Origin of the sequence: Amycolatopsis bullii (assembly GCF_014654205.1) — a bacterium.
Lineage (GTDB): Bacteria > Actinomycetota > Actinomycetes > Mycobacteriales > Pseudonocardiaceae > Amycolatopsis > Amycolatopsis plumensis.
In genome coordinates this window covers 1-1,612 of the sequence record NZ_BNAW01000106.1, presented here as the reverse complement: position 1 = coordinate 1,612, position 1,612 = coordinate 1, and the positions used below count along the sequence as shown (strand labels likewise).

Annotated in this window: 1 pseudogene; it reads right to left on the bottom strand. The window is 76.9% G+C overall.

The features are described 5' to 3' along the window. Positions 1–1,496, bottom strand: a pseudogene (locus IE317_RS44085) (glycohydrolase toxin TNT-related protein); the annotation flags it as partial. Between the last annotated feature and the right edge of the window lie 116 nt (positions 1,497–1,612).

The window sequence follows — 1,612 nt, the reverse complement described above, 5'->3', positions numbered from 1 at the left end:
GGACCCGCCTGCTGGGCCAGCGGCGGCGGCCCGGCCGGAACCGGCGCGGGCTGGCGCGGCGGGGCCGGCGGCTCGTCGTCCTCGAGGTCGCCGAAGAGCTCCTCGGCGCTGGTGAAGGCCGTCTGCTCCTGCGGCGGCACCGGCGGCTCGGGCTTGCGGACCGGGTACGAGCCGGTCGCGACCTCGGGCGACAGCGTCGCGACGACCCGCTGCGGCGCCGGTTCCGGCTCGGGCTCCGGCGCGGGGGCGGGCGGCTCCTCGGCGGGCAGGTGGCCCTCCGGGTTGAGCAGGAGCTTGCCGAGCATGAACGCGGCCGCGTCCTCGGCGTCGCCGAACACCGCGGGGTTGCTGAGCTTGCCGTCGTACCAGCCGACCCGCCAGCCGTCGTCGACCTCTTCGACGCTCCACCCGTGCTCGGCCGGCTCGCCCAGCTTGTAGCTGCTTTCGGGGACGTCGAGCTCGTCGAGCTTGGCCTGCAGGCCGGCGAGCACCGGGTGGTCCGGGGTCTCGCGGCGCAGCGCCCGGCGGCCCGGACGCGGCGGTGCGGGCGGCTCGGCCTGGGCGGCGGGCTGCGGCGCCGCCGGCTCCGGCACCGGCAGCACCCCGGGCACCTCGGGCTGGGTGATCATGGTCGGCGGCCCGGGGTCGAACGCGGGTTCCCGTCGCGGCGGCTGGAACGGGGCCGCGTCTTCCGCCGGGGCCGGCCGGCCCGGGGCCTGGAAGGCTTGCTCGTCCTCGTGCCGCGGCGGCTGGCCGGGCTGGAAGGCGTGTTCTTCGTCGTGCCGGGGCGGCTGGAAGGCCGCGTGGGACGGGGCGTCGTCGTGGTGTGGCTGCTGGCCGGGCTGGAAGGCGTGTGCCGGCTCGTCGTTCTGGCCTGGGGCCTGGAAGGCGTGTTCCTCGTCGTGGTGCGGCGGTTGGCCGGGTTGGAAGGCCTGCGCCGCCTCGTCGTTCTGGCTCGGGGCCTGGAAGGCGTGTTCTTCGTCGTGCCGCGGTGGCTGGAAGGCCGCGTGGGACGGGTCGTCGTCGTGGTGCGGCTGCTGGCCGGGCTGGAACGCGTCCGCTTCCCCGGTGTCGAAGGCGTGCCCCGCCTCGTCGTCCTGGCCGGCCGGACCGGAGTCGAACGCGTGCGACGGCTCGTCCTCCCGGTGGCCGGCCGGTTCCTCGGCGGCCGCGCCGGGCTGGAAGGCGTGCTCCTCTTCGCGCCGGGGGAACGGCTCACCGTCCCGCGGCGGCTGCTGCTCCTGGCCGATCGGCTGGTCGGGGACGTATTCCGCGGTCTCCTCGAGGTCGGGCACCCGGCCCGGCTCCGGCGACGAGCCGTTCGCCACGCCCGCGTGCTCGGCCTGCTGCGGGTACTCCTCTTCGCCGTACTGGTGATCTTCTTCGGCGAAGCGGTCGTCGAACTCCTGCGCGTCGTAGCCCTGTTCGGCGTATTCGTGCTCTTCGGCCGGAGCCTCCGGTTCGGCCGGTGCGTGCCCCGCATGCGGTGCCTCCACCGGCGCGGGCGGCTCCTGGGGCGGCGGCGCGACGGGCGGGGGCGCGACCGGCGGCGGACCGGCGGGTGCCTGCTGCTGGGGCGATCCCTGGGGCGGCGGGCCCTGCGGGGGCGGCC